The organism is Thiofaba sp. EF100, assembly GCF_039822285.1.
GTDB lineage: Bacteria > Pseudomonadota > Gammaproteobacteria > Halothiobacillales > Halothiobacillaceae > Thiofaba.
This window is the reverse complement of the sequence record NZ_JBAJEY010000007.1, coordinates 1-26,112: the sequence shown is the minus strand read 5'-3', so window position 1 is coordinate 26,112 and position 26,112 is coordinate 1. Positions and strand designations below refer to the sequence as shown.

The 26,112-nt window shown below is 63.9% G+C and carries 24 protein-coding genes; 19 read left to right on the top strand and 5 right to left on the bottom strand.

Features of this window, described 5'->3' with window-relative positions:
• Nucleotide 1: 1 nt before the first annotated feature.
• The 6 genes from V6D91_RS10935 to V6D91_RS10910 all read left to right on the top strand — a co-directional run bounded on the left by V6D91_RS10935 (nt 2) and on the right by V6D91_RS10910 (nt 8,077).
• On the top strand, nt 2-3,388 hold the full coding sequence (locus V6D91_RS10935) for a glycoside hydrolase family 15 protein (protein WP_347320450.1): 3,387 nt from the start codon (nt 2-4) through the stop codon (nt 3,386-3,388).
• A 12-nt stretch (nt 3,389-3,400) separates the two neighbouring features.
• Nucleotides 3,401-4,381, top strand: a complete 981-nt coding sequence (gene glk, locus V6D91_RS10930) for a glucokinase (protein ID WP_347320448.1) — start codon at nt 3,401-3,403, stop codon at nt 4,379-4,381.
• Nucleotides 4,378-5,016, top strand: a complete 639-nt coding sequence (gene thiE / locus V6D91_RS10925; protein WP_347320447.1) for a thiamine phosphate synthase — start codon at nt 4,378-4,380, stop codon at nt 5,014-5,016. Before glk ends, thiE begins: the two co-directional genes overlap by 4 nt.
• 800 nt (nt 5,017-5,816) lie before the next feature.
• Nucleotides 5,817-7,097, top strand: coding sequence for a glutamate-1-semialdehyde 2,1-aminomutase (hemL, locus tag V6D91_RS10920; protein ID WP_347320445.1), 1,281 nt, complete (start codon nt 5,817-5,819; stop codon nt 7,095-7,097).
• 109 nt (nt 7,098-7,206) lie between these two features.
• Nucleotides 7,207-7,773 carry a hypothetical protein gene (locus V6D91_RS10915; RefSeq protein WP_347320443.1) on the top strand — a complete coding sequence of 189 codons (567 nt, stop codon included), beginning with the start codon at nt 7,207-7,209 and terminating at the stop codon, nt 7,771-7,773.
• An 88-nt stretch (nt 7,774-7,861) separates the two neighbouring features.
• Nucleotides 7,862-8,077: a YMGG-like glycine zipper-containing protein gene (locus V6D91_RS10910; RefSeq protein WP_347320441.1), complete on the top strand. Its 216-nt coding sequence runs from the start codon at nt 7,862-7,864 to the stop codon at nt 8,075-8,077.
• 77 nt (nt 8,078-8,154) lie between these two features.
• On the opposite strand, the gene soxB is transcribed toward V6D91_RS10910, so the two are convergent.
• The 4 genes from soxB to V6D91_RS10890 all read right to left on the bottom strand — a co-directional run bounded on the left by soxB (nt 8,155) and on the right by V6D91_RS10890 (nt 13,057).
• Nucleotides 8,155-9,966, bottom strand: a complete 1,812-nt coding sequence (gene soxB, locus V6D91_RS10905; protein ID WP_347320439.1) for a thiosulfohydrolase SoxB — start codon at nt 9,964-9,966, stop codon at nt 8,155-8,157.
• 208 nt (nt 9,967-10,174) lie between these two features.
• Nucleotides 10,175-11,020: a sulfur oxidation c-type cytochrome SoxA gene (gene soxA, locus V6D91_RS10900; RefSeq protein WP_347320437.1), complete on the bottom strand. Its 846-nt coding sequence runs from the start codon at nt 11,018-11,020 to the stop codon at nt 10,175-10,177.
• 23 nt (nt 11,021-11,043) lie between these two features.
• Entirely contained in the window at nt 11,044-11,424 is a 381-nt protein-coding gene (gene soxX, locus V6D91_RS10895) for a sulfur oxidation c-type cytochrome SoxX (protein WP_347320435.1), read from the bottom strand.
• 181 nt (nt 11,425-11,605) lie between these two features.
• Nucleotides 11,606-13,057, bottom strand: a complete 1,452-nt coding sequence (locus tag V6D91_RS10890) for a M48 family metalloprotease (protein ID WP_347320433.1) — start codon at nt 13,055-13,057, stop codon at nt 11,606-11,608.
• 28 nt (nt 13,058-13,085) lie between these two features.
• On the opposite strand from V6D91_RS10890, the gene V6D91_RS10885 reads away from it, so the two are divergent.
• From V6D91_RS10885 to rimI, 12 genes are all read left to right on the top strand, one after another.
• Entirely contained in the window at nt 13,086-13,427 is a 342-nt protein-coding gene (locus tag V6D91_RS10885) for a rhodanese-like domain-containing protein (protein WP_347320431.1), read from the top strand.
• Complete coding sequence (locus tag V6D91_RS10880) at nt 13,427-13,666, top strand: sulfurtransferase TusA family protein (RefSeq protein ID WP_347320429.1); 240 nt, start codon at nt 13,427-13,429, stop codon at nt 13,664-13,666. Before V6D91_RS10885 ends, V6D91_RS10880 begins: the two co-directional genes overlap by 1 nt.
• A gap of 67 nt (nt 13,667-13,733) precedes the next feature.
• Nucleotides 13,734-14,105, top strand: coding sequence for a DsrE/DsrF/DrsH-like family protein (locus V6D91_RS10875; protein ID WP_347320427.1), 372 nt, complete (start codon nt 13,734-13,736; stop codon nt 14,103-14,105).
• A 378-nt stretch (nt 14,106-14,483) separates the two neighbouring features.
• Nucleotides 14,484-15,761 (top strand): outer membrane protein transport protein, encoded by a 1,278-nt coding sequence (locus V6D91_RS10870; RefSeq protein WP_347320425.1) that lies wholly within the window; start codon nt 14,484-14,486, stop codon nt 15,759-15,761.
• 95 nt (nt 15,762-15,856) lie between these two features.
• A complete protein-coding gene (locus V6D91_RS10865) occupies nt 15,857-16,810 on the top strand; it encodes a hypothetical protein (RefSeq protein WP_347320423.1) in 954 nt (317 codons plus the stop codon).
• Between the two features lie 394 nt (nt 16,811-17,204).
• A complete protein-coding gene (locus V6D91_RS10860) occupies nt 17,205-18,908 on the top strand; it encodes an acetolactate synthase 3 large subunit (RefSeq protein ID WP_347320421.1) in 1,704 nt (567 codons plus the stop codon).
• Nucleotides 18,909-18,911: 3 nt separating this feature from the next.
• The gene (gene ilvN / locus V6D91_RS10855; protein WP_347320419.1) at nt 18,912-19,403 is read left to right on the top strand and encodes an acetolactate synthase small subunit; all 492 of its coding nucleotides are present in this window, start codon (nt 18,912-18,914) and stop codon (nt 19,401-19,403) included.
• A 228-nt stretch (nt 19,404-19,631) separates the two neighbouring features.
• Entirely contained in the window at nt 19,632-20,648 is a 1,017-nt protein-coding gene (gene ilvC / locus V6D91_RS10850) for a ketol-acid reductoisomerase (RefSeq protein ID WP_347320417.1), read from the top strand.
• A 130-nt stretch (nt 20,649-20,778) separates the two neighbouring features.
• Nucleotides 20,779-21,519, top strand: coding sequence for a CDP-diacylglycerol--serine O-phosphatidyltransferase (gene pssA / locus V6D91_RS10845; protein ID WP_347320415.1), 741 nt, complete (start codon nt 20,779-20,781; stop codon nt 21,517-21,519).
• Nucleotides 21,520-21,769: 250 nt separating this feature from the next.
• Nucleotides 21,770-23,314: a 2-isopropylmalate synthase gene (locus V6D91_RS10840; protein ID WP_347320413.1), complete on the top strand. Its 1,545-nt coding sequence runs from the start codon at nt 21,770-21,772 to the stop codon at nt 23,312-23,314.
• Between the two features lie 12 nt (nt 23,315-23,326).
• Nucleotides 23,327-23,779, top strand: coding sequence for a hypothetical protein (locus V6D91_RS10835; protein ID WP_347320411.1), 453 nt, complete (start codon nt 23,327-23,329; stop codon nt 23,777-23,779).
• A complete protein-coding gene (gene rimI, locus V6D91_RS10830; protein WP_347320409.1) occupies nt 23,776-24,243 on the top strand; it encodes a ribosomal protein S18-alanine N-acetyltransferase in 468 nt (155 codons plus the stop codon). Before V6D91_RS10835 ends, rimI begins: the two co-directional genes overlap by 4 nt.
• Before the next feature lie 68 nt (nt 24,244-24,311).
• Here rimI and V6D91_RS10825 read toward each other — a convergent pair whose 3' ends face one another.
• Nucleotides 24,312-24,881 carry a DUF302 domain-containing protein gene (locus V6D91_RS10825; protein ID WP_347320407.1) on the bottom strand — a complete coding sequence of 190 codons (570 nt, stop codon included), beginning with the start codon at nt 24,879-24,881 and terminating at the stop codon, nt 24,312-24,314.
• 293 nt (nt 24,882-25,174) lie between these two features.
• Between V6D91_RS10825 and V6D91_RS10820 the strand changes: the two genes are divergently transcribed.
• Entirely contained in the window at nt 25,175-25,837 is a 663-nt protein-coding gene (locus tag V6D91_RS10820) for a DUF302 domain-containing protein (RefSeq protein WP_347320405.1), read from the top strand.
• Nucleotides 25,838-26,112: the final 275 nt, after the last annotated feature.

The following is a 26,112-nucleotide window of genomic DNA, read 5'->3' as shown; positions in this document are numbered from 1 at the left end:
CATGGCCAGCGACTCCTCCTCTCCCGAGGCCAAGCCGGGCCAGGGCCCATGGATCGGGCATCCGCATGATCCGGATGATCGGGGGCCGCCCCTCCATGGTCAGCCCCCTTCGGGCGGGCTTACGCCAGCTTCGCGTTCGTCCAAGGGTGATCCCCGGTATGTTTCCGAGCCATCGGTCCTGCATCGCCTGCGCGGGTACGACGCGGAGATCGAGCGGATCATCCTCGCCCGCCAGCACCCGGTGACCGGCCTGTTGCCGGCCAGCACCGCCGTCACCGCCCATGGCGACTACACCGACGCCTGGGTGCGCGACAACGTCTACAGCATCCTCGCCGCCTGGGGCCAGGCGCTCGCCTACCGTCGTGCCGCCCTGGAGCCCGCCCGCACCTACGCGCTCGAGCAGAGCGTGGTGAAGCTGATGCGCGGCCTGCTGTTTGCCATGATGCGCCAGGCGCACAAGGTCGAGCGCTTCAAGCACAGCCAGGACCCGCTCGATGCCCTGCATGCCAAGTATGACACCCGCACCGGCGGGGAGGTGGTGGGCGATGAGGCCTGGGGGCATCTGCAGCTCGATGCCACCTCGATCTTCCTGCTGATGCTGGCGCAGATGACGGCCTCCGGCCTGCGCATCATCTTCAACCAGGACGAGGTCGACTTCGTCCAGAACCTCGTCTACTACATCGGCCGCGCCTACAGCACGCCCGACTACGGCATCTGGGAGCGCGGCAACAAGATCAACTGCGGCATCCGCGAGCTGAACGCGAGCTCCATCGGCATGGCCCTGGCGGCACTCGAGGCGATGAGCGGCTTCGACTTGTACGGTGGCGAGGGGGATGAGCGCTCCACCATCCATGTCCTGCCGGACGAGATCGCGCGCACCGAGATCACCCTCAAGTCCCTGCTGCCGCGTGAGTCCAATTCCAAGGAGGTGGATGCCGCGCTGCTCTCGGTGGTCGGCTTCCCGGCCTTTGCGGTGCGCAACCTGGCCCTGCTCGACGCGACCCAGCAGGCCATCATCGACAAGCTGCAGGGTCCGTACGGCTGCAAGCGCTTCCTGCTCGACGGTCACCAGACGGTGCTGGAGGATCCAAGCCGACTGCACTACGAGCCGCACGAACTCAAGCGCTTCGAACACATCGAGTCCGAGTGGCCGCTGTTCTTCACCTACCTGCTGCTCAACCACCTGTTCTTCGGCCGCCAGGAGCAGGCTCGTTTCTATCGCGAGTCTCTCGAGCGTCTTGCCATCGAGCAGGACGGCCTGCGTCTGCTGCCAGAACTGTATTTCGTGCCGGCCGAGCGTATCGAGGCCGAACGGCACAACTCTGGTAGCCAGCCGCGCCAGGCGAACGAGAACCTGCCGCTGGTTTGGGCGCAGAGCCTGTTCATCCTGGGCAAGCTGATCCAGGACGGCCTGCTGCACCCTGCAGACATCGACCCCCTCGGCCGCCGCCTGCGCCTCGGTCGCCGCTACCATCGCCCGGTTCAGGTGGCGGTGCTGGCCGAACATGCCGAGGTCCAGGAGCGGCTCGAGTGGAGTGGCATCCGCGCCGAGATTCTGGAGCAGGTGAGTCCCCTGCGCGTGGCCCACTCGCGCAAGCTCGTCGAGCTGTTCGGCATGCTCGGCTGCAACCCCAAGCTCACCCTGAGCGGCCGCCCCCCGCGGCGTATGCGCATCCTCACGACCTCGCGCCCCTATGTCCTGGATGGCCAGCAGGTGCTATTCGTGCCGCAGCAGCTCGACCGGCAGGATTTCTATCTCGGCCGCGACAACGTCTATCTTGCCGGCAAGCTGCGCTCGGAGATCGGTTTCGTGCACCGCTACTGGCGCCAGCCCGGCATGCCGCTGGTGGTGCTGTGGATCACCAGCGACATGCTGGATGCGGCGGATTCCGAGGTGCTGCTGGACCTTCTGCGTGACGTGCAGGCCGGCAAGGTCGACGGCTACCCGGTACGCAGCGGGCGGCTGCTTCAGCTCATCCAGAATACGGCTCCCGAGCGTATCGCCATCCGCCATGCTCTCGATCTGACGGAGGATGGACTGCCGCGCAGCCAGGCGCTCCTCACCCTGCTGCCGGTGGGGGAGCAGGCGCCGCGCCCGCTGACCGATGCCGAGCTGCATGCCCTCGAACTCGAGGCGCCCAGTGAGGCCCTGCTTACGCGCCTGGCCGGTAGCGGCAATCCCTATGCCCAGATCGAGCTGCTGGTGACCCTTCATGCCCGTCATGGCGGCGAGTATGTCACCCCCCTGCGCCATCCCCTGCTCGGCCATGAGCTTTCCCTGCGCGAGCTGACCGAGTGCGTGTTCGAGCGGGCAGGGCGCTTGCAGCTGTGGGGGGTGTTGCGGCGCGCCGCCGACCTTTTGGACAAGGTCGATGCCCAGCTCGAGGTCGCGGTCATGGACATTCTGGTGCGGCAGAAGCAGCTGGCGGTCGGGCGCGCCTACAGCCGTCGCGCCATCATCCGCGAACCGTTGGGCAATGCTGAGATCTTGGGCATGATCCGCACCTTCTGTGGCCAGGACGAGCGCGAGCGTATCCTGACCCAGGAGCTCATCATCCACCTCGGGCAGATCGCCAAGAACGAGTCGCACCTGATCCGCGACATCCTCACCCTGCGCGTGGGGCACCTGCTCCAGCTCTTGATTGCGGGGCTGGCGCGCGAGCGTGCCCTGACCCTCGATGCCGCCTTCGACGCCCTGCTGGACAAACCGCCGCACCGCCTGTTCGCCCGCCTGCGCGATACCTTGCTGCACTTCGGTGACGAGCAGCGCCGTCTCGGGCGTACCGAATCGCTGCATATCGTCGGCACGCCAGCGGAGGTGGTCCCCGTGCAATTCGGTGCCGGTCCGGATGTCGCCCAGGTCGTCGAAGACTGGCTGCATTGGCGGCAGGTGCAAGGGGCGATTGGCCGCCTGCCGGACCGTTTCTATCCCCAGGTGTGGGAGCTTTTGCGCCACTGTCGGGGCCTGGTCATTGGTGACCGCTACAACCGCAAGAACCGGCTGGACAGCGAGCAGCTCCTGTCGGAGAGTACGGCCTGGGAGATGAACTTTGCCCTGCGCGTCGACCATCTGCTCAACAAGATCGCCGCCGCTGAATATCGCCAGCTGGTCATCGAGGGGTTGGGGGCGTTGCTCATGATCATGCAGGCCAACCCGAACCTGCGCTTCGAGGACGACCTCGTCATGGACGTGTTGATCGGCCACGCCGTGAGGCTGGCTTGGCTCGCGGGGCATCCCGAGGATGCGGGGCGCTACGGCGAGGTGCGTGATCTGGCCTGGGAGGCCTTCTATCGGCGCCCGCCTGCCGAAGTGGCGGCCTTCGTGACTCATGCGCTCGAGTTCCTGGTGGCCGAAGGTTCGGCGGCCAGCTTGGTTTTGACGGCCTAGAGGAGGGGCGGGATGTTTCTTGCCGGCGATATCGGCGGCACCAAGACGGTGCTCGCCCTCTACATCCTGCGGGGCGGCGAACTGGTGCGCGAGCGCGAGGTCAGCGTGCCCAGCCGCGACCATGCCGCCTTCGAGGATATCCTCGATGCCTTCCTTGGCCTTGATCGCCCAAGCTTGCGCGCGGCGGCCTTTGGCGTGGCCGGGCCGGTGGTGGATGGGCGCTGCCAGACCACCAATCTGCCGTGGGTGCTGGAGGAGGCCGCGCTGGGTGCGCGCCTCGGCTGCCCCGTGCGCCTACTCAACGACCTCGAGGCCGCGGCGCTCGGTATGTTGTACCTCGCCCCCGAGCAGCGCCTGCCCCTCTCCACCGCCCGGCGCGGCCGAGACGGTATGACCGCCGTCATCGCCGCCGGCACCGGCCTCGGCGAGGCCCTGCTGTTCTGGGATGGGGTGCGCTACCATGTGCAGCCCACCGAGGGCGGGCACTGCGATTTCGCCCCCAACAACGCGGAAGAGGATGCCCTCCTGGTCTGGTTGCGCGAGAAGCTGGGCGGGCATGTGAGTATCGAGCGTGTCCTCTCCGGCCCCGGTCTGTTCAACATCTGGAGCTTTCTGCACGACACCCGCCGCGTGCCGATGGAGGATGTGACGGTTCAGACCATCACCGCCGCCGTTGACCCGAGCGCGGCCATCGCCCGGCTGGCCCTCGATGGCGCGGATGCGGCCTGTATCCATGCCCTGACCCTGTTTTGCCGCATCTATGGCGCGGAGGCCGGCAACCTCGCCCTCAAGAGCCTGGCCCGTGGCGGCGTGCTCGTGGGCGGAGGCATTGCACCCAAGATCCTGCCCTTTCTCAAGCAAGGGGCCTTCATGGAAGGCTTTCTCGACAAAGGCCGGTTCCGTGATCTTTTGGCCAGTATCCCGGTCGAGGTGGTCTTGGAGCCGCGTGCGCCGCTGATTGGCGCGGCCCACGCCGCGAGGTCGCTGGCATGAGGCGCAGGAGGGAGGCGCTGCGCGGCCTCTACGTCATCACCGACACCGCCCTCATCCCCGACGACCAGTTCGCCGACCGGGTCGAGGCCGCCCTGCGCGGCGGGGCGCGCATCGTCCAGTACCGCGACAAGCGGCCGGAGCCGCGATTGCGCGAGCGGCTGGCGAGTGAGGTGGTGCGCCTGTGTCGGGAGTATGCTGCCCTCAGCATCATCAACGACGACGTCGAACTGGCGGCCCGGATCGACGCGGACGGGGTGCACGTCGGCAAGGAGGACGCCGCCCTGGCTCATGCACGAAGCCTGCTTGGACCCGAAGCTATCATTGGTGTGTCGTGCTACAACCGGCTGGAGCTTGCGCTGGAAGCGGCGGCGCAGGGCGCCGATTACGTCGCCTTCGGCAGTTTCTTCCCCTCCCGCGTCAAGCCCGAGGCGGTACCGGCGGCTCCTGCGCTGCTGCGGCAGGCGCGCGCTCGCCTCGACCTGCCGCTCTGTGCCATCGGCGGCATCACTGCGGAGCGCGCGGGGCCCTTGATCGAGGCAGGGGCCGACATGCTGGCGGTGATTTCGGATATCTTTGCCGCTGATGACATCGAAGCTGCCGCCGGGCGGTATGCGCCGTTGTTTGCACCGCAGTGAGGCGGTGGTCAGTTCTTTGTGTCAACAAAACCAAGGTTTTCTGGAAACATAGCGCCCCTCTCCCTCAGGGAGAGGGGCTGGGGGGTGAGGGTCGAACTCCCCCCTTGGGGCCGCCCTGGACTGGCCTGCGGAGGCCGGGTGAATGGGCCAAGGATGGCCCATTCAGCCCTGTCGTGACAGGATGTCACGTCAGGGCGGCCCGGCTGGAGCAGGTCAGGCCAGGGTTTGCCCGAAGGGCCGGCCCCGCGGGGGCGTGTTCTTTGGGTTACTTTTCTTGCACGAGCAAGAAAAGTAACTCGCCCGCTTGCACGGGTGCATGTTCGAAGAAACAAGCTTCAAAGCGGGCGAAAAACCACTTCAACGGTTGTTCAAAGCCGCTTGGGGATAGGCTTGTAGGGCTGTTTCGCCCGCCTCCAAGGTTGGGACTTCGTCGAGTCGCTCGTTGTGGCGGGCGAGCCCCTTTTCTTGTTCGCGTTCGATGCGGGGCGAAAAGAACGCGCCCCCGCAAGGCCGCCCTTCGGGTTCCCGTGCTGCCAGGCCGTTCAAGGGGGCCGCTTTGACGGGGCATCCTGCCCCGGCAAAGCTGAACCGGCCCTCCTTGGCCGGTTCACCCCCTTGCCCAACCTGGCATCACGGCGGCCTTGAGGGGGAAATTTTCCCTCACCCCCAGCCCCTCTCCCTGAGGGAGAGGGGCGCTATGTGTCCAGAAAACCTTGGTTTCGTTGACCCCCTGCACACGCCACACGGCCCCGGCAAAATGCCCACAGACCGTGTTTTGACCCATCCAAGGAGCATGCCCCATGTCCCGCTCACACGAGCTCTTCATCCAGGCCCAGAAACATATCCCCGGCGGAGTGAACTCCCCCGTGCGCGCCTTCCGCGGCGTGGGCGGTGAGCCCATCTTCTTCGAGCGCGCCCAAGGCGCCGCGCTGTTCGACGTGGACGGCAAGCGCTATATCGACTACGTCGGCTCCTGGGGGCCGATGATCGCCGGCCACACCCATCCGAAGGTGATCGAGGCGGTCAAGAGCGCTGCCGAGCGCGGTCTGTCCTTCGGTGCCCCGACCGCGATCGAGACCCGCATGGCTGATCTTTTGTGCGAGATCGTCCCCTCGCTGGAAATGGTGCGCATGACCAGTTCCGGCACCGAGGCGACCATGAGCGCCATTCGCCTGGCCCGGGGCTATACCGGGCGTGACACCATCATCAAGTTCGAGGGCTGCTACCACGGCCACGGCGACTCGCTGCTGGTGAAAGCCGGTTCCGGCATGCTGACGCTGGGCGTGCCAAGCTCTCCGGGCGTACCGGCGGCGTTGGCACAACACACCCTCACCCTCGAATACAACAACCTGGCCCAGGTCGAGCAGGTGTTCGCCGAGAAGGGGGGTGAAATCGCCTGCGTGATCGTCGAACCGGTGGCCGGCAACATGAACTGCATTCCGCCGAAGCCCGGCTTCCTCGAAGGGCTGCGGGCGGTGTGCACCAGGTATGGCGCGGTGCTGATCTTCGACGAGGTGATGACCGGCTTCCGCGTCGCCCTCGGTGGTGCGCAGGAGCATTACGGGGTGATGCCGGACCTCACCACCCTGGGCAAGGTGGTGGGTGGCGGTATGCCGGTCGGCGCCTTCGGCGGCCGGCGCGAGATCATGGAGTACATTGCCCCCCTCGGCCCCGTCTACCAGGCCGGCACCCTCTCCGGCAACCCGGTCGCCATGGCGGCAGGTCTGGCCACCATGGAGCTCATTATGGAGCCGGGCTTCTACGAGACCCTTGCCGCGCGCACCCAGAACCTTTGCGATGGCCTGCGCGAGGCGGCCAAGGAAGCGGGCATCCCGTTCACCACCAACAACGTCGGCGGGATGTTCGGCTTCTTCTTTACTGACAAGGGTGCGGTGGAGACCTTCGCCGACGTGGGCCAGTGCGACATCGAGCGCTTCAAGCGATTCTTCCACGCCATGCTGGACGAGGGAATCTACCTCGCGCCGAGCGCCTTTGAAGCCGGTTTCGTTTCCGGCGCGCACAGCTGTCAGGACATCGACACCACGGTCGAGACGGCGCGTCGGGTGTTCAAGACGCTCTGATTCTCGTCCGCTCCGAGATCCAACCCCGCCGCGGCGGGGTTTTTTATTTAATCAAATGGGCCTATAAACAGGTTTTCTTTCCATTCATCGGGAGATGATGATGCGCCGCATGCTCGCTGCCCTGATCCTTTTGCCTGCCCTGGCCATGGCCGACGAGGCGGTCAAGACCATCAAGGTGGGGGACCCTTTGCCGGGGTTCAAACTCAACGACCAGCATGACAGGCCCCTGTCGCTGGGGCTGGATACGCGCGCCGTCTTGTTCACGGCCGACAAGACGGCGGGTGACATGCTCAATGGCCTGCTCAAAGAGCGCCCGGCCGAGTTCATGCCGCAGCGCAAGCTCGTTTACATCGCCGACATCAGCCGCATGCCCGGTTTGGTCACCAGCATGATCGCCTTACCAAGGATGCGTGAATACCCTTACCGTATGGCCGTAGCCAGCGAAGAGGGGCAAACGGCCATGCTGCCCCGCGCCGAAGACAGTGTCACGGTGATCCTTCTGGAGGAAGGGAAGGTCAAGGAGCTGCTTATGTTCAAGGAAACCGAGGTGCAACCGCTGGCGGCCTTGCTCGATGGTTTGCCCATCGTGCCCGAGTCTGCATCCCCGGCGGCCGGTGAGCGCAAAGGCTCCCGTCTGGTGCCCCACTCGGTCTCCGATGTCGTTGGTGGTCGATGAGCCGTGTGCTGCTTGACAAGCGCTTGAGTCGATCCAAATACTCGAATCCCTTATACAGCAAGGGGAGGACGTGAAGATGAAGCGATTCATGAGTGCTTGGATAGGCTGGCCGCTGGCGGTGGTGCTTCTCGCCGGTTGTTCCAATATGACCCCGCGTCAACAATCGACGCTCAGCGGTGGTGCCATCGGTGCCGCCGCAGGGGCGGGGGTGAGTGCCATCTCCGGAGGCAACCCGGTTACGGGGGCGGTGGTGGGCGGTGCGGCGGGTGCCGTGATCGGCAACCTCAAGGATCAGAAAAAATGAATGGCCGCCGCTGAGGGTATGAAAATAAGAAGCCCCGCTTGGCGGGGCTTCGTTTTTGGAGGCGCGATGCGGGAGCGTCAGGCGTTGGGGTAGCCCGGAGCCACGCCGGGGTTGCCTTCCATGCCGACCAGCTTCGGCGAGTTGACCTCGACCTTGGTGATGTGCTTCTTGGAGGTCAGGTACTGCTCCAGCACGTCCCAGATCATCTTGCCGGTGTCGCCCGGGATCTCGCCCGGCTTGGCGACGGAGGCCCAGCCCGCAACCTTGTAGGTCTTTTTCGGATCGAGCGGCTTGCCGTTGAGGGTCAGCTGGCTGATGCGCTTGCCGGAGTCACCATTCGGCGCTACGGCGTACTTCAGACCGCCGACGCGAACCATGTCGCCGCCCTGCTGGTAGTACGGATCCGGGTTGAAGATGTTGTCGCACACATCTTCCAGGATTTCCTTGATGCGCTCGCCGGTGAACTCGTTCACGGTGACGTTCGGGTAGGTCAGGGCGCACTGGGTCATCATGTCTTCATAGGTGACGTCTGCGCCCGGAACCAGGGAGGTGCCCCAACGCACGCCGGGGGAGAAGGCGATTTCGGCGCCCATGACTTCCATCAGGCCATCGACGATCAGCTGGTCCCAGGTGCCGGAGAAGTTGCCGCGGCGGTAGAGGGTGACGTCGTTCTTGGCCAGCACCTTGTTCAGGCGCTCTTCGGCGACGAATTCCTTGCCCTGGAACTTGATCGTCTGCTTGTGCATCTTGTCGATCAGTTCCTGCATCTCCTTGTCGGCCTCGATGAAGTTCGAGAACACCGGCAGCAGGCGATACTGGAAGCCAGCGACCTTGTTGCCCTTGACGTCCAGGTCCAGCACGCCGAGGAACTTGCTGTTGGAGCCGGCGTTGCAGACCAGGGTCTGGCCGCCGCCGTTCTTCACCAGGGTCGGGTAGGGGACGGCGTCGTGGGTGTGGCCGCCCATGATGGCGTCGATGCCGCGCACCTTGCTGGCCATCTTCAGGTCCACGTCCATGCCGTTGTGGGACAGCACGATCACGGCCTGGGCGCCTTCGGCGCGGGCCTTGTCGACGGTCTCCTGCATCTCGGCGTCCTTGATGCCGAAGGACCAGCCTTCGGTCATCCAGGCCGGGTTGGCGATCGGGGTGTACGGGAAGGCCTGGCCGATGATGGCGACCTTGACCCCGTTCATCTCACGGATGACATAGGGCTTGAAGACGCGCTCGTTGAACTCGGTCTCGAACACGTTCTGGGCGACGAAGTCCATGCCCGCAGCCTCGAGCTGCTTGATGCCCTCGACCATGCGCTCCTTGCCATAGGTGGCCTCCCAGTGGGAGGTCATGACATCCACGCCGAGCTTCTTGGAGGCGTCGATCATGCACTGGGCGTTGGTCCACAGGGCCAGGCCGGTGCCTTGCCAGTTGTCACCGCCGTCCAGCAGGATGGCGCCCGGACGGGAGGCCTTGAGCTTCTTGACCAGGGTGGCCAGGTGGGCGAAGCCGCCGACCTTGCCGTACTTCTCGGCCGCCTCGGCGAAGTTCAGGTAGGTGAAGGCATGGGCCTCCGGGGTGTTCGCCTTCAGACCGAAGTGTTTGAGGAACTTCTCGCCCACGAGGTGCGGAACATTGCCCTTCATGTCGCGTACGCCGAGGTTCACGGACGGCTCGCGGAAGTAGACCGGGCGCAGCTGAGCGTGGCAGTCGGTCATGTGCAGGATGTGCACGTTGCCGAACTTGGGCACTTCATACATGTCGGCGGAAGCCATGTTGGACTTCACGCTGGACGCGACTTTCTGGGTACCGGTCTCGGCCTGCGCGGTGCCGAGGTTGATGCCGGCGGCGCTAGCCACGGCGAGCATTTGCATGAACTCGCGGCGGGAAAGGTTCATCGTGGATGTCTCCGTATGTTCACAGCTCAAGTGAGCGCATCAAAAACTGGATGCCTGCCAGACCGGGGTCAGGGCGGACATTGGCCGCTGATCATATAAGAGCGGGCCTCTCCGCGCCTCTAAAAAAAATCCTGCGCGGATAAGAGGTCGTAATGGCAGGCGAAAAAAAACCGGCCGTGAAGGCCGGTTCGGGTCGGGGGCAGGGCACTTACTTGCGCACCGCCGGGCCGGTGATTTCCAGGCCGTTGTCGATGTAGGCGAGGAAATACTCCAGGTTGCGATACTCGTCGCCATAGCGCTTGTAGGGTTTGGCGCGGGTGTCGCGCACGCAGCCGAAGAAGCGGTCGTTCAGGGTCACGATGCCATCATCCTTGAGACGCCAGACCGGAAAGTGCGCGGTCTTGCCGATGCCTGGGCTGAGGGTCTCGGAGCGGGCGTTTTGGCCGGAATGATACTGGTGGCAGTCGGCGCAGGAGAGGTTCAGCTGACCGGTCTTGCGATACCAGTGGCGCTTGCCATCCTCGAACGCGGCCAGGGCCTTGTCGTTCGGAATGGTGACGTTCACCTTCATGCCGCGGGATTCACTGGCAAGATAAGCGGATACAGCCTTCAGTTCCTTGCTCTTGTCGTCGAACTTGGTCTCGCCGTAGGCCTGGGCACACTGGATCAGGTCGGCCTCGAGGTTGCGCACCTTGCCGGTCTCGGTGTCGAAGAACGGATACTTGGCGCGCAGGCCCTTGGCGTCGCCGAGACAGTCCTTGAGAGATTTGCCGTTTGCCAGCGGCTTGCTGTAGAACGCCTGGCCTTCTTTGATGGCTCCCTCATACGGCGGGAACTCGTTCATGGCCTCGAATTGGGCGCGGGCATCCGCGTTGAGCGCGTAGACGCCATAGATGTAGTCCGCAGGCTTGATGTCCGGGAAGCGCTTGTAGAAGAAGTCGCGGAACTCCTTGGCCTGGGCCTCTGCGGAGGCGGCCGCGTCGGCGGCGTGCAGCGCGGGGGCGGTCAGGCCGAGGGCGAGGGCGGCGGCAGTGATCTTAAGCAGGGTTTTCATCGTCTTGGTCCTCTCCGCGTCTCTTACAGGCTGTGGATGAAGTCCACGACCTTCTCCAGCTCATCCTTGCTCAGGATGCCGTAGGCACCGATCGGCGGCATGATGGTGTGCGGGCCGAACTTGGTACGCGGGTCGTAGATGACGTCGTACAGGGCCTTGCGGTCCGGATAACGCTGCTTCATGGCGATCAGCGGGGGGCCAATGGTGCCGGGCTGGTCACCGCCCATGATCATGTGGCAGGCCAGGCAGTTGCCCAGGCCGCGATCGAAAGCAATCTCCTTGCCAGTCATTTCCTTCTTGGGTTCTTTCTTCTCGTCCGCCATGGCCGGGGTGGCCAGGGCAAGGGCGCCCATCAGCGCAGCGGCGGATACGCTGGCCGCCAGGATGCGGTCGATTTTCCGCATGGCTTCCTCCTTTGGGGGTGGTGGGTTGGCGCCTTCTCCCGTTCCACGCATCACTCGGGCCGCGGAGGGCGCTCTTTAAACTGCTTTCCTCAAGCAGTTGCAGGATAAACCGACCTCATGGTGAGGCAAGGAAAAATATTTTATCCCCGTATGGTCAGGCGCGATGCGCCCTGGCGCGGTGTCACGAGTGCTGATCCTTGCGGCGGCGTGCCTCGATGATTTCGGTCTCCACCCGCTCGATCAGGGCATCCAGCCGCTGGCGCGAGATGGCATCTCCCTGGCTTAGGGCGCGTGCCGTTTCCAACTCCGCGCGGGCCTCGGGCAGGCGCCGCTCTTGGATGAAGAACAGGCCCATGGCCTCATGGTGTTCGGCGCGACGGCCTGCGCGCAGGGCCGCGTCGGCGAAGGCCTGCAGCAGGCCGGTGTGGCTTGGGTTGTCGCGCAGAGCCTGGCGCAGCAGGCTGTAGGCGCGTTCCGGATCCTTCGCCATCCACAGCTGGCCCAGTTGCATGGTTAGCAAGGGGTGGCCGGGAAACAGGTCAAGTTGCGCGCGGAGTACCTCGATGGCCTGGTCATCCTGGTTCAGCTGGCGGCGGGTTTCTGCGAGCAGGGTGCCGATCCAGAGGTTGTCCGCTGCCTTGCCATACAGCTCGAGCAGGATCGGCAGGGCCTCTTGCGGGCGTCCGGCTCGGTTCAGGAGCAGGGCGCGCTGGTAGCGCTCCACATCGTCCCCCGCCGCCTTGCTCAGCCGCCCGGCCGAGGTCAGGGGGCGGGGGTCGAGCAGGGCAGCCAGGGTGGCCTTGGCATAGGCATAGTCCGGCTGGTTGAAAACCTTGCTGGGACGGGCAGCGCGGGCGCGACTGGCGGCCTCGGCGATGCGGTTGGTGGTGACGGGGTGGGTACGCAACAGCTCGTTATGCACGTAGAATCCGTCGCCCTCCTGGCGGGCGAGCTTCTCGAAGAAACTGACCATGCCCTGTGGGTCGAAGCCCGCGCCGGAAAGGATCTGGATGCCGATGCGGTCGGCCTCGTACTCGTGGTCGCGGGTGAAATTGATCTGCTGCTGGATCGCGCCGGCCATGCCCAGGTTGACGGCGGCGGCAGCGGCCTGGGGGTTCGAGCCGCCCACCAGGATGGCCGCGGCGAGTGCCGCGAGCGCGGTCAGGTTCATGCTGGCCCCGCCTGCGATCATGCGTGCCACGTGGCGTTGGGTGACGTGCGCCATCTCGTGCGCCATGACCCCGGCCAGCTCGTTCTCGTTGTCGGTGTGCAGGATCAGGCCGGAAAAAAGGCTGATGTGCCCCCCGGGAGCGGCGAAGGCGTTGATCGTGTCATCCTGGATGATGGTGAAATGGAACGGGTAGGCATTCCAGGCGCTCGCCGCGGCCAGGCGTTCGCCGAGTGACTGGACGTAGTGGTTGAGCAGGGGATGGGTGATGAAGGTCGCCTTGCGCTTGAGGGCTTGCATGAAGCCGTCGCCCATGGCTAGCTCTTCTGCCAGGCTGATATCGCGGTCGATGGCCTCGCCCATGTCGGGCAGGTTGTCGTACGGGCCGGCGAGGGCTGGCTGGGCAGCCATGATGAGCATCCCGGCCAGTGCGCCGGCAAGGCTGCCCGCGAGCGGGCGATGCAAAGAATTTTTCAATCGAGGCACTTTCAAAATGTTTTCCATCGAGCATGTGGATGCGCGCGAACTTTCGACCTGGCTTGCGGGGGAAAAATTCCTGCTGCTGGACGTTCGCACCCCGGGCGAGACCGCCTACGGCATCATCCCGGGAGCCAAGCTTCTCCCGCTTCATCTTCTGCCACTGAACGTCGACAAGCTCAAGGGGCAGGACAAGATCGTCGTCTATTGCCAGAGCGGCGCGCGTTCCGCCCAGGCCTGCGCCTTCCTCGCGCGGCAGGGGATCGAGAATACCTACAACCTGGCCGGTGGCATCATGGCCTGGGCGGGGGAGCGACTGCCCATCGTTGCCCCCGAGGCCGACAGCGCGCTGCTGTGATGGACCGCCCCTTTGATGCCGAGCTGGACGCGCGCGGCCTGCCATGCCCCATGCCCCTGCTCAAGGCCAAGCAGGCCCTGGCGGGGCTGGGGGCGGGGCAGGTCCTTCTCGTGCTCGCCACGGACGAGGCAGCGCCCCGCGATTTCGCCGCCTATGCCGAGGCCACGGGGCACCGGCTCGATCAGGTGGAATATTTGGGCGATGTGATCCGTCTCCACCTACGCAAGCGGGTGGGCTGAACGCAGCTTGTCCCCTTCGTTCTCTCCGGCCTGAAGGGCTGTGAACATCGATCTCCAAGGTCTGCCCATGTCCCGCAAACGTCTCGCCCTGCTCATCACCCGGGCCACGCCAGAATCTGCCTATGCGCCGCTGATGATGGCGGCAACCGCCGCGGCCATGGACTACGAGTGCAAGCTGTTCTTCGCCTTCGGCGGGCTGGAGTTGTTGCGCCCGGCGCCGCGCCTCGAGGTGCCGGGGCCCATGGCGGACGCCGTCCCCGATCTGGTCGAACTGCGTGCCACCTGCCTGGAGCAGGGGGTGGAGATGATTGCCTGCTCCGCCTCGCTTTCCATGGGCGCGCTCACTCGCGAGCAGCTCATGCCCGAAGCCACCGTGGCCGGCATGGCCACCTGGCTTGCCTTCGCATCGGGTGCCGAAATCCAGCTCAACTTCGGCTGAAATCCGGCCTGATACAGTCATTCAAAAATTTGAAAGGTGCGTGTCAGGGCGCGTCTTTCCTGAGTCTTTTGCTCAATCGCTCAGGATCGGTTCTGTTTTCTCTTTAATAACCTTTGATAATGTGGCATGGAATAGCCTGATGATCTCGTTGATCCATTGAAAATCAAAGGGTTGTGTCTTTTTGTGTTGTGCTTGGTGGCGCGCCTTGCCCGGTCTTGATGTCTTTTTGATGAATATCAATAAATTCTGATGCTCCTGGCGCGCGTTTTACGGTTTTGACAAGTATCCGTGTCACCTGCGAAGGTTCCGCGCAGCCTCAAACGGAGGCCGTCAACTGTGCATCTGCGACAAACCAAGTAAACAACTAAGGAGCAAGGCATGACATCCACGCTGAAGCGTTCGATTCTCGCCACCGCCGTTGCCACCCTTGTGGCCGCCCCCGCTTATGCGACCAACGGTATGAACATGGAGGCCTTCGGCGCCAAGGCCGGTGGCATGGGTGGTGCCTCCATGGCCTACGACTCGGGCAACTCCGCCATGATGAACAACCCCGCCACCCTGGCCCTGAAGAGGGAAGGTTGGGATGTCGGCGTGGGGCTGACCCTGCTGCAGCCCAATGTCGAGACCCGACTGGGCGGTCCTGGCGGCATGGGGTTTGCCTCCGGCGGTGACTCCTACCTCATGCCTTCCTTCTCTTTGGTGCGCAAGCAGGGCCCCTTCGCCTACGGCATCGGCGTGCTGGCCCAAGGTGGCATGGGTACCGAGTACGATGGCAGCCTGACCGCGGCCCTGACCAGCATGATGAGCGGGGGGGCGTTTTCCCTCAATCAGCCGCAGCGCTCCGAACTCGGCTTCATGCGCGTGATGCTGCCCTTGGCTTACCAGGTCAACGATTCGCTCGCCGTTGCAGGCCAGCTCGACTATGTCCGCGCCACCTTGGACCTGCAAATGCTCGACCCCAACTCCGGGGCCTACGTCAATGTGTCCGACAGCAGTGATTTCAATGGGCGGATGAAGGGCGACGGCTTCGCGTTCAAGCTGGGCGCGCACTACAAGATCAACAAGGCCTTCGCGCTGGGCGCCACCTACCACAGCAAGACGCACATCAGCGACCTGACCGGCAATGGCACCTGTCTGAGCATGAGCATCCCGGGCTGCGATGGCCAGACCTCCATTCCGTATCGCGTCGCCGACTTCCAGTGGCCGGAGACCTATGCGGTGGGCATGGCCTGGAACGTCACCGACAAATTCATGCTCGCGGCCGACATCAAGCGCCTGATGTGGTCCAAGACCATGAAGACCTTCAACTTCGGTCCGGATGGCATGGTCGGTTCCATGGACCAGAACTGGGACGACCAGACGGTCTACATGATCGGCGGTCAGTACATGGTGGCTCCGGGCGTGGCCCTGCGCGCGGGCTTCAACTACGCCAAGAACCCGATTCCTTCGGACACCGTCAACTACCTCTTCCCCGCCATTACCGAGAAGCACTACACGGTGGGTGTGGGTTGGAACATCGGCGGCGGTCATTCCCTTGCGGCGTCCTTCATGTACGCCCCGGAGGTCGAGCAGGCCGGCACCGGGCCGATGAATACCGGCATGTCGGTCTCCCACAGCCAGACCGTCTGGCGCGTGAACTACAACTACCACTTCTGATGTCACGTCCAGCGGCATTGATCGCTTGACGAAATCGAGCTCGAGGGCGGCGCAAGTCGCCCTTTTTCTTTGCTTGGAGAAAATCGATGAAATTGATGCCTGCATTGAAAGCCAGTTTTTCCGCCTGTGCTCTGGGAATGGTGCTGGCCGCCAGTGCTCACGCCGAAGAATTGCTCAAGCCCTTCCTGGCCGCGCCGGACCAGCGGGAGGATTTCCGCACGGTGAGCGACCAGCTCAAGAAAAAGCTCAAGGAGTCCGGCTTCACGGTGGTGGGGGACTACGCTCCGTATGACAAGACGCGCGTGCTCGTGCTGACCAGCGACGCATTGAAGAAGACCGCCGCGAAAACCGACCGCGGGGCCTATGGCGCCGTCATGCGCGTGTCGCTGGCGGATACGGGCGGGGCGGTGCAGGTGGCCTGCACCAACCCGGCCTACCTGGCCGCCGCCTTCCGCCTGCAGGATTTATTGGCGAAGACGGCCGAGGCCTTGGAGAAGTCCATCGGTTGCAAGGAGCCGTTCGGTGCGAATGGCATGAGCGCCAAGGATCTGGCCAATTACAACTACGCCGTGGGCATGGAGTACTTCGACGATGCCTACGATCTCGGCAAGTTCGGCAGCTTCGAGGAGGCGGTGAAGTCGATCGAGGCCAACCTGGCTGACAGGAAGGGCGGGGTGGAGAAGGTGTATCGGGTGGATATCCCGGGCAAGCAGCAGGTGCTGTTTGGCGTGGCCATGCGTACGGAGGCGGCCGGGGGCGACAAGTACGGAGATGATGCCTTCCAGATGGGGATGATCGATGTCGAGCCGCGCAAGCGGGCGGCCTACCTGCCCTACGAGATCCTGGTCAGTGGCAACAAGGCCGAGGCCCTGCACATGCGTTACCGCATGGCGCTGTACTTTCCTGACCTGTCGATGATGGGCTCGGGGCCGAGCTTCTTCAAACTCAGGTCATCCCCGGACGCTGTGTTGCAGGCCTTGCGCAAGGTATCGGGAGGCAAGGTGGAGGAGCCGACTCAGGCCGCAGGCTGGGGCGCGCCGGGGTCCTGATCGGGGCGTGGGCGCGGGCCCGGGGGCGCCTCTGAAAGACCATCCAGCCCCAAGGCTGGCGGATCAAGGCAGGATGCGTACAATACGGTCTCTTTCGCATCCGAATTGTGCGCGGCTTCTCCCGCGGTGGGGTCCGGCCATGGACTCCGCCTCGTGGGGAACGCTGCGCATCCTAACAGGATGTTGAAAAAGGGCATCGTGCCCTTTTCAACTCGCCCCGTCGCGGCACATGTCCGCGACGGGCTCCGAAGATCAATCGCTTATTGTGATTGATCTTCGTGCAAGCCATCCATGGCTTGCCTTAACAGGCTGTTGAAAGCGTTTTTCAACGGCCTGCTAATGCCGCTCCTGGCGGCGTTGTTCGAGTCCGCGTTTACTTGGGGAGTCACCATTCGTGGAGTTGTTGTCCGGCGCAGAGATCTTTGTCCGCTGCCTGCAGGAAGAGGGCGTCGATGTCGTCTTCGGTTATCCTGGCGGTGCGGTATTGCACATCTATGACGCCCTGTTCCAGCAGGAGCAGGTCAAGCATGTGCTGGTGCGCCACGAGCAGGGTGCCACCCACATGGCCGATGGCTATGCGCGTGCCACCGGTCGCCCGGGCGTGGTGCTGGTGACCTCGGGCCCTGGGGCAACCAATGCCGTCACCGGTATCGCGACGGCGAATATGGACTCCATTCCGCTGGTGGTCTTTACCGGCCAGGTGCCGACCAGTCTGATCGGCAACGACGCCTTTCAGGAAGTCGACAACGTCGGCATCACCCGTCCGTGCGTGAAGCACAATTTCCTGGTCAAGGATGTGCGCGACCTCGCCGCGACCATCAAGAAGGCCTTCTACATCGCCACCACCGGCCGCCCGGGCCCGGTGCTGGTCGACATTCCCAAGGATGTGACCGATCCGAAGGTCAAGATTCCCTTCGAATACCCGAAGTCGGTGTCCCTGCGCTCCTACAACCCCACGGTGAAGGGGCATGGCGGGCAGATCAAGAAGGCGGTCGATCTGATCCTCTCCGCCAAGCGGCCGATGATCTACACCGGCGGTGGGGTGGTGCTGGGCCATGCCTCCGAGCAGCTCACCCGCTTCACCCGCAAGCTGAACTACCCCATCACCAACACCCTGATGGGCCTGGGCGCCTATCCAGCCAGCGATCGCCAGTTCGTCGGCATGCTCGGCATGCACGGTACCTACGAGGCGAACATGGGTATGCATCATTGCGACGTGCTGATCGCCATCGGTGCGCGCTTCGATGACCGTGTGACCGGCAACCTCGCCAAGTTCTGCCCGACCGCCAAGATCGTCCACGTGGACGTCGATCCGGCATCGATCTCCAAGAACGTCAAGGTGGATGTGCCCATCGTCGGTCAGGTGGGCGACGTGCTCAACGAGATGATCCGCCTGATGGAGCACGAAGGCCGCACGCCGGATCAGGAGGCGCTGGCGGCCTGGTGGGCGCAGATCGAGGAGTGGCGCGGCCTCAACTGCATGAAGTACCAGTGGAGCGATGAGGTCATCAAGCCGCAGTACGTGGTCGAGAAGCTGTGGGAGGTCACCGGCGGTGATGCCTACGTGACCTCCGACGTGGGCCAGCACCAGATGTGGGCCGCGCAGTACTACAAGTTCGACAAGCCGAACCGCTGGATCAACTCCGGTGGCCTCGGTACCATGGGCTTCGGCCTGCCTGCGGCGCTCGGGGTGAAGATGGCGTATCCCGAGGCCGAGGTCGCCTGCGTGACCGGCGAGGGCAGCATCCAGATGAACATCCAGGAGCTCTCCACTGCCCTGCAGTACCACCTGCCGGTCAAGGTGATCAGCCTCAACAACCGCTACCTCGGTATGGTCCGTCAGTGGCAGGAGTTCTTCTACTCCGGCCGCTATGCGATGAGCTACATGGAGGCCCTGCCGGACTTCGTCAAGCTGGCCGAGGCCTACGGTCATGTCGGCATGCTGATTGACAAGCCGGCGGACGTGGAGGGGGCGTTGCGGGAGGCCTTCAAGCTCAAGGATCGCCTGGTGTTCATGGACTTCCGCACCGATCCGACCGAGAACGTCTACCCCATGGTCCCGGCCGGCGCCGGCCTCAACGAAATGATCCTGGTGTAAGCCATGCGTCACATCATCTCGCTTCTGATGGAAAACGAGGCCGGGGCGCTCTCCCGTGTCGCTGGCCTGTTCTCCGCGCGCGGTTACAACATCGAGTCGCTGACCGTTGCGCCGACCAACGACGCCACCCTCTCGCGCATGACCATCGTCACCCGTGGCGATGACCAGATCATCGAGCAAATCGTCAAGCAGCTGAACAAGCTCATCGACGTGGTCAAGGTGCAGGACATCCAGGAAACCCCGCACATTGAGCGCGAGCTCATGCTGATCAAGCTCCAGGCTGTCGGGCCCCAGCGTGAGGAGGTGTTCCGCCTGACCGAGATCTTCCGCGGCCAGATCGTCGATGTGACCGATTCCACCTACGTGGTGCAGCTGACCGGGCCGGGGAGCCGCCTGGATGCCTTCATCGAGGCGGTCGGGACCATCCCGGTCATCGAAATGGCCCGCTCGGGCGCGCTGGGCCTGTCCCGCGGCGCGCGCGGCATGCACGTTTAAGCTTTGGAAGGTGAGGGCAGGAGCCCCTCCCCCTTGATGGGGGAGGGGATGGGGGAGAGGGTGATAACGCTTGCGGATCAAGCCCCCTCTCCCTAACCCTCCCCCGCCAGGGGGGAGGGGATGAGGTCCATGACAAACTGAACTGACCTTCCAGAATCATTGAGGTTGAAGGCGCATGCCTTAAAGCCGCCCTACCAACACTGTTTCTATTTACGACGGAGTTCCGCCATGCAGGTTTATTACGACAAAGACTGTGACCTCTCCATCATCCAGGGGATGAAGGTCGCCATCATCGGTTACGGCTCCCAGGGGCATGCCCACGCGCTGAACCTGCGCGATTCCGGCGTATCCGTCACCATCGGTCTGCGCCCGGGTTCTGCTTCTGCGGTCAAGGCGCAGAACGAGGGCTTGGCTGTGAAGAGTGTTCCGGAGGCCGTCGCCGCTGCGGATCTCGTCATGCTGCTGGCCCCGGACGAGCATCAGGCCGCCATCTACGCCAATGACATCGAGCCGAACCTGAAGCAGGGCGCCACCCTGGCCTTCGCCCACGGTTTCAACATCCTCTACAACCAGATCGTCCCGCGTAAGGATCTCGACGTGATCATGGTCGCACCCAAGGCCCCGGGCCACACCGTGCGCTCCGAATTCGTCAAGGGCGGCGGCATCCCCGACCTGATCGCCGTCCATCAGGACGCTTCCGGCCGCGCCAAGGCCACCGCGCTGTCCTACGCCTCCGGTGTGGGCGGCGGCCGCACCGGCATCATCGAGACCACCTTCAAGGACGAGACCGAGACCGACCTGTTCGGTGAGCAGGCCGTGCTCTGCGGCGGTGCGGTGGAGCTGGTGAAGATGGGCTTCGAGACCCTGGTCGAGGCGGGCTACCCGGCCGAGATGGCCTATTTCGAGTGCCTGCACGAGCTGAAGCTGATTGTCGACCTGATGTACGAGGGCGGCATCGCCAACATGAACTACTCCATCTCCAACAACGCGGAGTATGGCGAGTACGTGACCGGCCCTGAGGTCATCAACGAGCAGTCCCGTGCCGCCATGCGCAATGCCCTCAAGCGCATCCAGAACGGTGAATACGCCAAGATGTTCATCCAGGAAGGCCGTCTGAACTATCCGTCCATGACCGCCCGCCGCCGCCAGAACGCCGAGCACGCCATCGAGCAGACCGGCGCCAAGCTGCGTGCGATGATGCCCTGGATCCAGAAAAACAAGATCGTCGACCAGACCAAGAACTGACCGAGGGTCGGATCGCTCCCAAGGCCGCCAGCGTGCGGCCTTTTTTGTGGCCGAGTGATGGATCAGGACTTAAACTCATCTTCCTGCCCATGCCTATCCCTTAAAGCACCGTATGGATTCCAACCCTGACATGGTCCACGAGCCCCTTGAGCGCCCACGTGGCAAGGCCATCTACCTTCTGCCCAACCTGATCACCACGGCGGCGCTGTTCTCCGGTTTCTACGCCATCATCGCCGCGACCCACGGCAAGTTTGAGCAGGCGGCCATGGCCGTCTTCCTGGCCATGGTGTTCGACGGGCTGGATGGGCGCGTGGCGCGTCTGACCCATACTCAGAGCGCCTTCGGCGTGCAGTACGACAGCCTCTCGGATGTCATCGCCTTCGGCGTTGCCCCGGCGGTGGTGGTCTACCTGTGGGCGCTCTCAGGCATCGAGGGGCGCTGGGGCTGGGTGGGGGCCTTCGTCTACGTCGCCGGGGCGGCCCTGCGCCTGGCGCGCTTCAATGTGCAGGTTGATACCACCGACAAGAGTGTCTTCATCGGCTTGGCTAGCCCTGCGGCGGCCGCGCTGGTGATGGGCATGGTCTGGGTCGGGGTCGAGAACGCATGGGAGGCATCCAGCCATGCGGGCTGGGTGTGGCTTGTGACCGTCGGGGCGGGGTTGTTGATGGTCAGCAGCCTGCCGTACGCCAGCTTCAAGGGGTTCGACCTGCGGCGGCGGGTGTCCTATTTGAGCGTGCCGCTCATACTCATCGTGTTCGCCCTGGCCATGCGCGATTTTGCCCTCACCTTGTGGGGCATCTTCCTCGTCTATGCGCTGTCCGCGCCGGCCTATGTGTTGTACCGCCGCGTGGTGCGGCTTGCTCGCTCTTGAAGTGGGTCTTGGGTTGCCTTTATATTCGAAACCATGAACGGTCATCTCCGCCATGCCTCTGCCCTTCGCTCCCGGGCCTCTCTGCTAGGCCTGCGACTGCTGCCGCGCCGCGGCAACTGAATCTCCATGCCTGGCGAGGCCCAATACGCACCCACCGAATTCAGAATCTCCCGCCCCGAGGCTCGGCGCACCCTTGGTACGTTGCGCGAGCGAACAAGCCTGGGGCCGTGAAATCGCAGGAATCAAGTTCATGAGTAACAACAAGCTCATCATTTTCGACACCACCTTGCGCGACGGCGAGCAGAGCCCCGGCGCGTCCATGACTCGCGACGAGAAGCTCCGCATTGCCCGTGCACTCGAGCGCATGCGGGTGGATGTCATCGAGGCGGGCTTCGCGGCGGCGAGTCCGGGTGACTTCGAGGCGATCAAGGCCATCGCCGAAACGGTCAAGGAGTCCACCGTCTGTTCGCTGGCGCGGGCGAGCGAGAAGGACATCCGTGCGGCCGGCGAGGCCATCCGCCCTGCGGCGCGCGGGCGCATCCACACCTTCATTGCCACCAGCCCCATCCACATGGAGAAGAAGCTGCGCATGAGCCCGGACCAGGTGGTCGAGGCGGCGGTGCGGGCGGTCCGGCTTGCGCGTGAATACACCGACGACGTCGAGTTCTCCGCCGAGGACGCCGTGCGCTCGGAGATGGACTTCCTAGTGCGCATCTTCGACGCGGTGATCCAGGCGGGGGCCAAGACCATCAACGTCCCCGACACCGTGGGTTATGCCCTGCCCGATCAGTGGGCCGCGCGCTTCCGCGAGCTGATCGAGCGTGTGCCAAATTCGGACAAGGTGGTGTGGTCCACCCACTGCCACAACGACCTGGGCATGGCGGTGGCCAACTCGCTGGCCGCGGTCATGGCCGGCGCGCGCCAGGTGGAGTGCACCATCAATGGCCTCGGCGAGCGTGCGGGCAATGCCTCGCTCGAGGAAGTGGTGATGGCGGTGCGCACCCGCCGCGACGCCTTCCAGATCGAGACCGGGATCGACACCACCCAACTCGTGCCCACCTCCAAGCTCGTCTCCAGCATCACCGGCTACCCGGTGCAGCCGAACAAGGCCATCGTCGGCGCCAACGCCTTCGCCCACGAGTCGGGCATCCACCAGGATGGGGTGCTCAAGCACCGCGAGACCTACGAGATCATGCGTGCCGAGGATGTGGGCTGGACCACCAACAAGCTCACCCTCGGCAAGCTCTCCGGGCGCAACGCCTTCCGCACGCGCCTGCAGGAGCTTGGCGTCGAGCTTGAGAGTGAAGAGGCCCTCAATGCCGCCTTCGCCCGCTTCAAGGAACTCGCGGACAAGAAGCGTGAAATCTACGATGAGGACCTGCAGGCGTTGGTGACCGGTGTGGGTGAGGAAGCGGTCGAGACCCTGCGGTTGATCTCGCTCAAGGTCTGCTCGGAGACCGGCGAGACCCCGCACGCCCAGGTGGTGCTCAGCGTGGATGGCGAGGAGCGCCATGCCGAAAGCGTCGGCGGCGGGCCGGTGGATGCGGTGTTCAAGGGCATCGAGTCCATCGTGCAGAGCGGAAGCGCCCTGACCCTCTACTCGGTCAATAACATCACCAGCGGCACCGATGCCCAGGGTGAGGTGACGGTGCGGGTGGAGAAGGACGGGCGCATCGTCAACGGCCAGGGCGCAGACACCGACATCGTCATCGCCTCCGCCAAGGCCTACCTCAATGCCCTCAACCGCCTGCGCCAGCCGGAACAGCGTCAGCATCCGCAGCTTGGGGATGTTTGAGGGCGCCGTCTGATGTCCCTCTTGCGGGAGGCCGTGCTGGCCGAGCTAGGCATTCCCCGCTGGCGTGTGCGGCCCGGCATCGCCTTTCCCGGCGGACCCGTGCAAGATCGCGGCGAGGCGCCCTGCCTGCCGCGGGTTGATCCGTCTGCGGGAGCCGCCTGTGGCGGCGATGTTACGGTTGCGCAGGCCCCATCAGAGCCGCAGGTCGTGGATATCCTGTTGCAAGCCGAGGCCGCGACGGCGGCGGAAGTTGAACTATTGGCGCGCATGGCTGAGGCGGTGCGCGGCCTGCGGCCTGGCCTGCGGGTGGCCACTGCGGCCTTTGCGGACTCCTCCCTGCAGGGCAGGGTGAGCGTGCGCCTGGACGGGGCGGGGCTGCCGAGCCTTGCGGCCATGGTCGCCGATCCTGCCCTCAAGCGTCCGGTGTGGCAGGCCCTCAAGGACGCGGTGGCCCGCCTGCCGTGAGTTCCGCGTTCGAAACACTGCGCATACGCCCCTGGCGTGCATCGGATATTGGCCCCATCGCTGCCATCGAACGGCAGGCCTATCCCTTCCCCTGGCCCGAGGGTGTCCTGCTGGACTGCTTCGAGGCTGGTCATCACGGCTGGGTGGCGGGAGAGCGGGGCGGTCGGGTGGCGGCCTATGCCATTGTCCAGCCCATCATCGATGAGGCCCACCTGCTGAACATCTGCACCGCCCCGGACTGGCAGGGGCAGGGTGTAGGGAGGGGGATGCTGCGCTGGGTGATGTCAGCCTGTCGCGAACTGGGCATGCAGCGCATGCTGCTCGAGGTCCGCGCCTCCAACCTTCCTGCGCTCCACCTCTACCGCAGCGAGGGCTTCACTGAAGACGGTGTACGCAAGGGCTACTACCCGGCCAGTGGTGGCCGCGAGGACGCCATCCTCATGAGTCGTTTCCTGAATGCCTGAACCCTACAAACGAAAAGCCCCGCCGAGGCGGGGTTCGTGCAGTCTGATGAGCTGACGTCAGGTCAGGATCAGAACTCGCCCTTGGCGCCGGCCTGCATCATCTTCCAGATGGTGTCGCGGACCTTGATAGCCTCGGTGCGGAACGGCTCCGGCATCATCTTGCCGCCATGGACGAACATGTCCATGTTCAGGCTGTACAGCCACAGCTCACCCTTTTCATCCTCGACCACGGAGATGCGGCAGGGCAGGTAGGCTGAGAAATAGGGGCTGAAATCGGTGGCCTGACGCGCAGTGATCGGGTTGCAGAACTGGTAGATGTGCAGGTAGCGCTGCTTCTGGCCGGTGCGGGCCTCGATCTCCTTGGAGAGCGGCATCTCGCCCACGTTCAGCAGGCCGGTGCCCAGCGCGGCGGACTTGAAGGCCTCGCCGATGTCATCGGTGCTGACGCCCTTGTTGACCTTGACGCGCCAGACGGTCGCGGCTCCCAGGTCTCCGCCGCTTTCGACGAAGTTGTTGTACAGGTCCATGTAGGTGTCCATGGCCTGCGGATCAAGGTTGTCCTTGATGGACAGGAAGCCGCAGCCACTCAGGGAGAGGGCGGCGGTCGCTGCGATCAGCAGTTTGGCGAAGGGCTTCATGGGCGCGTGATCCTCGTTGTTGTTCGGGAATGGATTGCCCTGCGGGGAGGCAATCGTGCGGGGGGAGTCTAGAAGCCCCGGGATCATTAGTACAAGCTAATTTAACTTTCTGTTCATAAAGGCGCTTGATCTAAAAATCAACCTGATGAACGCATGAAAACCATGCTTTGAATGTGTTTAAGAACATTAACAATTACTTTTGTGTATTTGGCATAAAAAGTTATTGATTGGGCTGTTCCTACGCATACGCTAGGCTACCGCGGTTCAAAAAAAGACAGATTGAGGAGTCCTGCATGGTTCGCAACATTCTCGCCCTGATCGGCGTCATCGCCATCGCCGCGGGTGGCTTTTTCATGGTCAAGATGCCCGGCATGATGCAGCTGATGCCAGGCATGCTGAGCCCGGAGATGGCGCCCATCGTCGAGCGGATCAACAAGGATGCCGCCGGGATGGTGGCCGCCGCCAAGAACCTGGCCCCGGGCGCTGCCGAAGAAACCGCCACCATGCTCGGTCGCTGGGTGGAGAGCAAGGGCGAGATCGCCTACACCACGACCTGGGAGCGCAAGGTCAAGGACGGTGTCACCCTTAACGATATCCAGGATGCGCTGGCCTCCGTCGCCACTGAACGCAACATCAAGGCCGTGGGCGAGCTGCCGCTGTCCGAGGAGCTGAAGGCGCGCGGCATCGAGTCCGGCGTGCTGAAGGTGTTCTCCTACTGCAACCCGGAAACGGCGCGCAAGATGACCAACTTTGCACCGCACATGGCCGCCTACCTGCCGTGCCGCATCGTGGTGGTCGAAAAGGCCGACGGCCTCTGGTTGTACACCCTCAACATGGACATGATGCTCAAGATGGGCCAGTCCCTCGAGGGCAACCCGGAGCTGAAGGAAGCCGCCATGGCGGTGCGCGACACCATCTGGGAAATGATGGAGCGCGCTTCCAAGGGTGAGATCTGATGTGATGCTGGAGATGGGCCGTCCATGGCCCACTCCGGCTCGCCGTGGCAAAACACGCTGCGGAAACCCGCGAACGGTTCCTCCTGAGCCGTACGATGCCTCCGCGTAGCCCGGCCATGTGCCGGGTTCTTTTGTTTCGCATCCGACACGAGATGCGTGCTCTTCAGACTGTTTCAAAAGGGCTGTCCTGCCCTTTTGAAACTCGCCTCGTCGCGGTGCGCGCCCGCGACGGGCTCCGAGAATCAATCACTTATTGTGATTGATTCTCGCGCGAG

Excerpts from the sequence above, each read along its gene's own strand:
- V6D91_RS10915 (WP_347320443.1), top strand. The coding sequence starts at position 7,207 with ATGCTCGCTGCCCTGATCCTTTTGCCTGCCCTGGCCATGGCCGACGAG.
- ilvC (WP_347320417.1), top strand. The coding sequence starts at position 19,632 with ATGCAGGTTTATTACGACAAAGACTGTGACCTCTCCATCATCCAGGGG.
- V6D91_RS10880 (WP_347320429.1), top strand. The coding sequence starts at position 13,427 with ATGGACCGCCCCTTTGATGCCGAGCTGGACGCGCGCGGCCTGCCATGC.
- V6D91_RS10875 (WP_347320427.1), top strand. The coding sequence starts at position 13,734 with ATGTCCCGCAAACGTCTCGCCCTGCTCATCACCCGGGCCACGCCAGAA.
- V6D91_RS10865 (WP_347320423.1), top strand. The coding sequence starts at position 15,857 with ATGCCTGCATTGAAAGCCAGTTTTTCCGCCTGTGCTCTGGGAATGGTG.
- hemL (WP_347320445.1), top strand. The coding sequence starts at position 5,817 with ATGTCCCGCTCACACGAGCTCTTCATCCAGGCCCAGAAACATATCCCC.
- pssA (WP_347320415.1), top strand. The coding sequence starts at position 20,779 with ATGGTCCACGAGCCCCTTGAGCGCCCACGTGGCAAGGCCATCTACCTT.
- V6D91_RS10825 (WP_347320407.1), bottom strand. The coding sequence starts at position 24,881 with ATGAAGCCCTTCGCCAAACTGCTGATCGCAGCGACCGCCGCCCTCTCC.
- V6D91_RS10935 (WP_347320450.1), top strand. The coding sequence starts at position 2 with ATGGCCAGCGACTCCTCCTCTCCCGAGGCCAAGCCGGGCCAGGGCCCA.
- V6D91_RS10870 (WP_347320425.1), top strand. The coding sequence starts at position 14,484 with ATGACATCCACGCTGAAGCGTTCGATTCTCGCCACCGCCGTTGCCACC.
- glk (WP_347320448.1), top strand. The coding sequence starts at position 3,401 with ATGTTTCTTGCCGGCGATATCGGCGGCACCAAGACGGTGCTCGCCCTC.
- soxB (WP_347320439.1), bottom strand. The coding sequence starts at position 9,966 with ATGAACCTTTCCCGCCGCGAGTTCATGCAAATGCTCGCCGTGGCTAGC.
- V6D91_RS10840 (WP_347320413.1), top strand. The coding sequence starts at position 21,770 with ATGAGTAACAACAAGCTCATCATTTTCGACACCACCTTGCGCGACGGC.
- ilvN (WP_347320419.1), top strand. The coding sequence starts at position 18,912 with ATGCGTCACATCATCTCGCTTCTGATGGAAAACGAGGCCGGGGCGCTC.
- soxA (WP_347320437.1), bottom strand. The coding sequence starts at position 11,020 with ATGAAAACCCTGCTTAAGATCACTGCCGCCGCCCTCGCCCTCGGCCTG.
- V6D91_RS10885 (WP_347320431.1), top strand. The coding sequence starts at position 13,086 with ATGTTTTCCATCGAGCATGTGGATGCGCGCGAACTTTCGACCTGGCTT.
- V6D91_RS10835 (WP_347320411.1), top strand. The coding sequence starts at position 23,327 with ATGTCCCTCTTGCGGGAGGCCGTGCTGGCCGAGCTAGGCATTCCCCGC.
- V6D91_RS10910 (WP_347320441.1), top strand. The coding sequence starts at position 7,862 with ATGAGTGCTTGGATAGGCTGGCCGCTGGCGGTGGTGCTTCTCGCCGGT.
- thiE (WP_347320447.1), top strand. The coding sequence starts at position 4,378 with ATGAGGCGCAGGAGGGAGGCGCTGCGCGGCCTCTACGTCATCACCGAC.
- V6D91_RS10820 (WP_347320405.1), top strand. The coding sequence starts at position 25,175 with ATGGTTCGCAACATTCTCGCCCTGATCGGCGTCATCGCCATCGCCGCG.
- soxX (WP_347320435.1), bottom strand. The coding sequence starts at position 11,424 with ATGCGGAAAATCGACCGCATCCTGGCGGCCAGCGTATCCGCCGCTGCG.